Here is a 7,336-nt window from a genome sequence, read left to right on the forward strand (position 1 = left end):
TTATTTTAGTCAATTTGAATCCTGCATATAAAAGCAGTGAGCTTGAATATGTGCTGAATAAAGTGTCATGCAAGGCGCTGGTCATTGCATCGCAGTTTAAGAGCAGCAATTATCAGGAAATTTTAACTAAAATTGCCCCTGAAATTGCGCAGTCTGCAGGCAAGCTGCTGTCCGCAAAACGCCTGCCGCATTTAAAGCACATCATTAAAATTGACCATGAAGCGCATGCAGGCATTCACCGCTTTGCGGATTTGCTGCCGGAACCTGCGCCCGCGCAGCTGGAGCGGCTGCAGGCAATAGGCGCAGACCTGCAGTTTGATGAAACCATTAATATCCAGTTTACCTCCGGCACCACGGGCAATCCCAAAGGGACTATGCTGACCCACAACAACATTTTGAATAATGGATATTTTGTCGGTGAAGCCATTCATTTGACGCCGCAAGACCGGGTGTGCATTTCGGTGCCGTTATTCCACTGCTTTGGCATGGTCATGGGCAATCTGGCCTGCATTACCCACGGTTCCGCCATGATTTATCCATCGGCGGCATTTAACCCGCTGGATACGCTCAAAGCGATTCAGCAGGAAAAGTGCACCGCGGCTTACGGCGTTCCGACTATGTTCATCGCCGTGCTTGAGCATGAACAGTTTGATGAATTTGACCTTTCCAGCCTGCGCACAGGCATTATGGCCGGCAGCCCGTGCCCGCGTGAAATCATGCAGCGCGTGATGGAGCGGATGCATATGTCTGAAATCACCATCTGTTACGGCATGACGGAAACCGCGCCTGTCAGCGCGCAAAGCTCAACTTCGGATTCTGTGGAACACCGCGTCGGAACGGTGGGGCGGGTGCATCCGCATCTTGAAATCAAAATTGTCGATGAAAATGGCAAGGTTGTGCCGCGCGGCAAGCTCGGCGAACTCTGCGTGCGCGGCTATTCGGTCATGCTGGGTTACTGGGAAGACAATGATAAAACCGGAGAGGTCATTGATGTCGCCAAGTGGATGCATACCGGCGATATTGCTGAAATGGACAATGACGGCTTTGTGAAAATCAAAGGCCGCATTAAGGATGTGGTCATCCGCGGCGGCGAAAACCTGTTCCCGAAAGAAATTGAAGATTTCCTGTATACCCATCCGGATGTGTCTGATGTGCAGGTTATTGGCTTGCCTGACGCGCGCTATGGCGAGGAGCTTTGCGCCTGCATTATCCTGCATGACCATCACCAGTCCAGCGAAGAGGAAATCCGCCGATACTGCGCAGAGCATATTTCCCACAACAAAGTGCCGCGCTATGTGCGTTTCTTTACTGAATTTCCAATGACGGCTTCCGGCAAGGCGCAGAAATTCAAACTGCAGGAATTTATGCGTCAGGAGCTGAATCTGCTTGAAGATATTGCCTGATTATCCTGTATAGCGCTTAGTTGTAACGGTTCGGCAGCTGATTAAGGCTGCCGAACCGTTTTTATTCGGTTTTTCTTGAGCATTTGGCTTAGCAGACAGTGCCTGATTCATTAGAAATCTCGTATGCAAAAGGTTTAAAAATGGGGGATACATGTATGACGAATAAGCGCTCAATAATGCGCAATAGGAACAGCATTTTTTAGCCAAAGAAGTTCTTTAGCAGAAGATCATTTACAAAACCGCAGATGTAAACGATAATTATTATTATTTATATCTCCCTGTATTTCTCCCCCATGATTCAAGCGCCCTCAACCCAATCAAGGCAGCAGCTGCTGCAAGACATGTATTTAGACCATCATGACTGGCTGCAGCAATGGCTGAGCCGGCGCATCCGGCATCCCTTTAGTGCCGCCGATCTGGTTCAGGATACTTTTGTAAAGCTGCTGCAAACCAAACAGCTGCTTGCCATTCAGGAACCGCGCGCCTATCTGGTCAATGTTGCAAAACATCTGCTTATTGATAAGCAGCGCCGCTATATGCTGGAACGGAATTATCTGGAAACGCTGAAGCAGCAGGCTGATGATCAGGAGATGCTGATTTCCTCAAATCAGATTGAGGAAGCGGTACTCATCTTAGACTTTCTGACCATTGCTTTGCAGAATACGGCGGCGCTCACCCGAAAAGCCTTTCTCATGTATTACTTTGAGGGCTACAGCCAAAGCGAGGTTGCTGCGGAAATAGGCAAGTCTTTGCGCACAACGCAGCTGTATTTAGCCGAATGCCTGCAGCTTTGCTATGAAGCGAGAGACAGTCTGCCAGAGCACGGGCACAATGGACGCTAAACAGCTGCGAAAAGACATGGCGTTATGGATTATCCGCTTAAATGCGGATGACCCGGATGAGCGCCAGCAAGCGCAAATTGAGTTTGAAGCCTGGAAAATCCGGCATCCTGAATATCAGGGCCAATTGGATCAGATGCTGAATTTTTCTGAAACCATGCAGCAGCTTTCAGCCACTCACGGCATTGCCAGCCAGAATATTCAGGACTCCATGCAGGTGAGCCGGCAAAGCAGGCAGCAGATTCAGCAGCTCTTCACCAAGGCATTCATGCTTTGCCTCAGTGTGGGGGCCGCGGGATACATCGCGCACAATTCAGCTGTTTTTTCTTACTATACGGCAGACTTGAAAACCGATACTGGAGAAATGCAGTCATTTATCCTGGAAGACGGCTCCAAAATTACTTTAGGCGCAAAATCGGCGATTAATCTGGATTTTAAATCCGAAAAAAGGCAGATCAATTTAGTGCAGGGCGATTTGTATATTGATGTCGCCAAAGACCAAAACCGGCCTTTGATCATTCATACGCCTCAGGCGGATTTTAAGGCGCTGGGCACGCGGTTTATTGTTCATCAGTATGCAAGCAGCAGCACGTTAAGCATGCTGCATTCCAAAGTGGAAACCCGCTCATCCAGTGCAAGCCATGCGCTGAAAGTCGTTCAGCAGGGCGAAACCCTGACTGCGGATGCGCAGGGCCTGAGTGAAATATCCGCCTTAAGCATTCCATCGGCTGAGCTGGCTTGGCAAAAGCAGCAGATACTGGCGGATAATCTGCCGCTGCCAGACCTGCTCACACGCTTAGGGCGCTATCATCATCAGTATTTAGTATTCAATCATTCCGCGCTAAGCCACTACAAAGTCAGCGGCGTGATCAATGCGCAGCAGGACTTGGATAAAACCCTGAGTTTGCTTCTCGTTCAGCACCCGCAGCTGAAAATTAGAAAGATCAGCAGCCATGTGATAGCGATAACAGCAAATGAATAAAGCTTAAATTTCAGCAAAAAACCGCAATCCATTGCGGTTTTTTGCCGTCTGCTTCGTCATACAGTTTAGAACACAGATTTTCTACAATTGAACATGGTTAATGATTATCATTTAACTTGCGGTGAATATAGAATGCCTCAATCCCTGTATCAAAAAATTGCAGTCAAGCCGCTCGCGCTGGCAGCGGCTATAGCCTTATCCATGGGTGCCATCAGCATGCAAACTTATGCGGATGCCGCCGCGCCGGTAGCTTTCTACCAAGTCCAAAGCGGCTCACTCACGCAGGCTTTAAACAGCTTGGCGCAGCAAGCCAATGTTTCACTCTTGCTGAATTCCGCAAAAACCGGCCGCTATCAAGTTCAGGCAGTTAAAGGCAGATATACACCGGATCAGCTCTTTGCTGTGCTGGTACAGAATACGCCGTTTGAGATTCAAAAAACCGCAGCCGGATATGTGCTGACAGAAAGGCCTGCATCGCAGCCGGCTGTTCCAGCCGCGAATGCAGGCGCTAAAACAGCAGCGCCAAAGCAGGCGGCTCCGTCCAGCATAAGCGGCCAGAATCAAACTTATCAGATGACGCCGATTGTGGTTGAGGCGGATCAGAAAGACACCATAAAGTTCGGGCAGAGCGTACTGAATCAGAAAGCGATTGACCGCTATCAGGCGAACAATGTCGCGCAGCTTCTGGACAATATGCCCAGTGTCGGTTCCGCCGGGTCGCCGCGTCCGGGCGGCCAAACCATTAACATTTTAGGCATGGGCGGGGTGGCGGATGTTCCCATTACGCTGGATGACTCTGTTAAAAGTTTTGATAAATACCGGCAGGGTTCAGTATTTATTGAGCCTGAAATCTTAAAGAAAATCACTGTGGACAAAGGCCCGCATAATGTTGAAGTCGGAAATGGCGGTTTCGGCGGCAAAGTTACTTTAGAAACCAAAGACGCCGCTGATTTGCTGAAAGAAGATAAAAATCTTGGCGCATTTGTGAAATATTCGCGTTTTTCAAATAACAGTCAAAATACCTATACCGGCGCCGTATATGGCCGGACTGAGAATCAGCTGGCTGACGGCATGCTTTATTACACCAAACGGGACAGCGGGAATGTAAAGCGCCCTGACGGCAGCAAGTTTCTATATTCTGCGCAGGAGCAGGATACCTATTTGGCGAAACTCAATTTTCATCCTGCAGACGGCCAAAAAATCTCTTTAAATGCCATGCGCAGCGGGCATCAGGCATGGGAGCCTTTTGCTGCCATGCGCGATGATGATGCTACTCCAACTGCGGCGGACATTAAAAAATACGGCTATGATGAAGCCTGGAAGCGCAAATTGGTTTACCGCGATCAAACAGATACCAGCTATTCTGCAAGCTACGAGCTGGACCCTGCCGACAATCCTTATTTAAACTTTAAAGCAACGGCTTCATATTCTGAAACCAAGCAGCACGATACCCGCTTGCCTAGCGCTACTGCAGGTGGCGTGGGGAATTTAGGCAATGAAAGCTGGGTCAATTATGCCAATACTTCCTTAAAATTATTGAATATCAGTGATTTAAAAACGGAGTATGGGGCGCATAAAATCAAAATTGGCGCACAGTATCAAAAGATGAAGCAAAAATCTTTGATGCATGTGAAATCCAAAGATAACGATGCGCAATATAATTACGGCTATTATGAGCCAAACTACATGCCTGCCGGTGATCAGCAAATGTATAGCGCATTTGCGGAAGATCAATATCAAATTGGCGCCGTGACGGTTACGCCTTCGCTGCGCTATGATGCGGTTAAGAACCAAAGCTATGGCAGCAGAGCGCCAAGGTTCAATACCGTTTCTTCAGGGCATATTTATTCAGATAAAACTTATACAGGATGGTCTCCGCGCTTGGCTTTGGCCTGGCAGCAGGCGGATTATTTAACCTGGTTTGCCAATATAAGCAAAACATGGCGCGCTCCGCGCATTGATGAACAGTATTCTGTCGATGCGCCAGGCGGAAAAATATCAGCAGCAAGCTTGTCTTTGAAACCTGAAAAAATGCTGGCAGTCCGCTTAGGCAGTGAGATGAACTTTGATGATGTATGGTCGGATGACGACCATTTGCAGGTGCGCTTAACTTATCACCGCAACCGCGGTTCGGACCAGATTTTCCGCACGCGTTCCGTCCTATGCAAAGCGCAGGCAGATATTATTGCGCAAGGCGGCTCATCAAATGCAGATGCGTGCAATGGCAATCATGACCGCAGCGGTTATCGCAATGCCACAGATTATACGGTTAAAGCCTATGAAGCTGAGGTTTTCTACAACCAGCCGGCTTGGTTTACGGGTTTAACCTATTCCTATATTCGTGGCCAGCATGACAACTCACCGGTAAACCCGTGGTTTGACCAAAAAACCTGGATGATTGATATTCCGCCTAAGAAAGCAACGGCCACTTTGGGGGTAAATGTTCCGGAACATCATTTAACTATGGGATGGCGGGGAACTTTTGTTGACGCTCAAAACAGGCGCCTGTCTGATCATGATAAATCCATAGCGGCGTCTTCGTTTTCTTTGCCGAAAACCAAAGGCTATTCGCTGCATAGCGTATACGCAGAATGGCAGCCGGCTGGGGAAAAAGGGCCTGTCCTGAATTTCTCTATCGACAACCTATTTAACCGGGACTACAAAATGTATTTGGGAGAATATATGACCGGTACAGGCAGGGATTATAAATTAAGCATTTCTCAGAAATTTTAATTTAAGGATTGTGCTTAGGCAAGCCTACAGCGCTGTCCAAAACTGTTTATTGATTTTTATTTGAGGGCTTTGAATTGGCCTGGCTTAATGCTGCCGGGCCTGGTCTAATATGCTGTTTATGCAAGAGGCAGCGTAAAATTTTCCAGTAAATTGACTCATATAAGTTTGCTGGAGCGTATTTCAGCGCATCAGGATTCAGTATCCAATAATACGAATCAAGCGCCATATTTCTAGAAAATTTTATTTATTTCTAAGAGGGGGGAAATAGCCATGCGTTACGCAGATATTCAAATTGAAACTGAACGGCTGATTCTACGCCCATTTGCGGCGGATGATGCTGAGATCTGGTTTAAGATCATGAGTTCTCCATCGGTTACACGCTACTGGAGCCATCTTCCTTGGCAGTCGATTAAAGACGCAAAGGAAGACATCATCAATGATATTGCGCAGATGCAGAAAAATGCAGGCCTTCGATTAGCGGTTATAGAAAAACAAAGTCAGCTGATGATTGGCATGTGCATGTTTTTTGATCATCATGAGGCGTCGCGCCGCGGTGAAATTGGCTATTGTCTGGATGAAGACAAGCAGGGGAAAGGATATATGCAGGAAGCAATGCAGGCATTTATTCACTGTCTTCAATCGCAGCTTTTAATTCGGCGCCTAGAAGCAGATATCCATCCTGAAAATCAAGGATCGGCGGCATTGCTGGCAAAATTAGGATTTGAACAAGAAGGGTATTTAAAACAGCGCTGGATCGTTGGTGATGAAATATCAGATTCGATTATTTATGGCTTATTGCTGCCTGAACTTGTTTAACCAAATCTGCTCCATAAATTTTACAAAAATATTATCGTGAATTAGGCTTGTCTGGATTCACGATGCAGAGCTGTGGCAACAGATGCGCTGCGCAGGCCACAGTCTTAGATATGCAGTTTAACTTATGTTTATCTGAAGTTCAGATCATGATTTATGCAATAAAATAATATATAGTTCAGTGTGTTATATGATTTTATACACCTTTTAATTTACGCTCCATAAGCTTGCTATTTTCAGCTGTTCCATTTTCCATCCTTTGTGCTGGATATGCGCCAAGACATAACCTAAGCGCTTATTTTTCAGAATTTCATGCTGGTTTAACTGACTTAATTGACCGCAGAGGACGCAGCCAGCTTTCTGCCTTTCATCCTGAATGAATACAACAGAACCCATAAACATGAATTTTACTCATCTTGGTGTTAGATTAAATCATTTTTATTCATGTTCTGTTTCAAGTATAAATTACTGCATACAGAAATTTTGCTTTTATTTTAGAAATTAGGGTAGCGGATCGCCATGAGTACAGAGTTTGCATGTTCAATTAAACGCATTCGTTTTGATGA

The 7,336-nt window shown here is 46.6% G+C and carries 6 protein-coding genes; 5 read left to right on the top strand and 1 reads right to left on the bottom strand.

Annotated features, from left to right (window positions below; translation table 11 throughout):
* The 5 genes from RSA72_RS13230 to RSA72_RS13250 form a co-directional block, all read left to right on the top strand.
* A partial coding sequence (locus RSA72_RS13230) for an AMP-binding protein (protein ID WP_332633319.1) occupies positions 1–1,403 on the top strand: 1,403 nt, incomplete at its 5' end.
* 293 nt (positions 1,404–1,696) lie between these two features.
* Entirely contained in the window at positions 1,697–2,245 is a 549-nt protein-coding gene (locus RSA72_RS13235) for a sigma-70 family RNA polymerase sigma factor (protein WP_332624717.1), read from the top strand.
* A complete protein-coding gene (locus RSA72_RS13240) occupies positions 2,235–3,224 on the top strand; it encodes a FecR family protein (protein WP_332633321.1) in 990 nt (329 codons plus the stop codon). The genes RSA72_RS13235 and RSA72_RS13240 overlap by 11 nt, the downstream gene beginning before the upstream one ends.
* Before the next feature lie 132 nt (positions 3,225–3,356).
* Positions 3,357–5,957: a TonB-dependent hemoglobin/transferrin/lactoferrin family receptor gene (locus RSA72_RS13245; RefSeq protein WP_332624239.1), complete on the top strand. Its 2,601-nt coding sequence runs from the start codon at positions 3,357–3,359 to the stop codon at positions 5,955–5,957.
* A 270-nt stretch (positions 5,958–6,227) separates the two neighbouring features.
* Complete coding sequence (locus RSA72_RS13250; protein ID WP_332624238.1) at positions 6,228–6,773, top strand: GNAT family N-acetyltransferase; 546 nt, start codon at positions 6,228–6,230, stop codon at positions 6,771–6,773.
* Positions 6,774–6,977: 204 nt separating this feature from the next.
* Here the strand turns inward: RSA72_RS13250 and RSA72_RS13255 are convergent, their stop codons facing one another.
* A complete protein-coding gene (locus tag RSA72_RS13255) occupies positions 6,978–7,172 on the bottom strand; it encodes a hypothetical protein (RefSeq protein WP_332633323.1) in 195 nt (64 codons plus the stop codon).
* Positions 7,173–7,336: the final 164 nt, after the last annotated feature.

It is taken from the genome of Acinetobacter sp. (genome assembly GCF_036659555.1).
In the GTDB taxonomy this organism is placed as follows: domain Bacteria; phylum Pseudomonadota; class Gammaproteobacteria; order Pseudomonadales; family Moraxellaceae; genus Acinetobacter.

Coding starts and splice junctions, on each gene's coding strand:
- RSA72_RS13235 (WP_332624717.1), top strand. CDS start 1,697: ATGATTCAAGCGCCCTCAACCCAATCAAGGCAGCAGCTGCTGCAAGAC.
- RSA72_RS13240 (WP_332633321.1), top strand. CDS start 2,235: ATGGACGCTAAACAGCTGCGAAAAGACATGGCGTTATGGATTATCCGC.
- RSA72_RS13245 (WP_332624239.1), top strand. CDS start 3,357: ATGCCTCAATCCCTGTATCAAAAAATTGCAGTCAAGCCGCTCGCGCTG.
- RSA72_RS13250 (WP_332624238.1), top strand. CDS start 6,228: ATGCGTTACGCAGATATTCAAATTGAAACTGAACGGCTGATTCTACGC.
- RSA72_RS13255 (WP_332633323.1), bottom strand. CDS start 7,172: ATGTTTATGGGTTCTGTTGTATTCATTCAGGATGAAAGGCAGAAAGCT.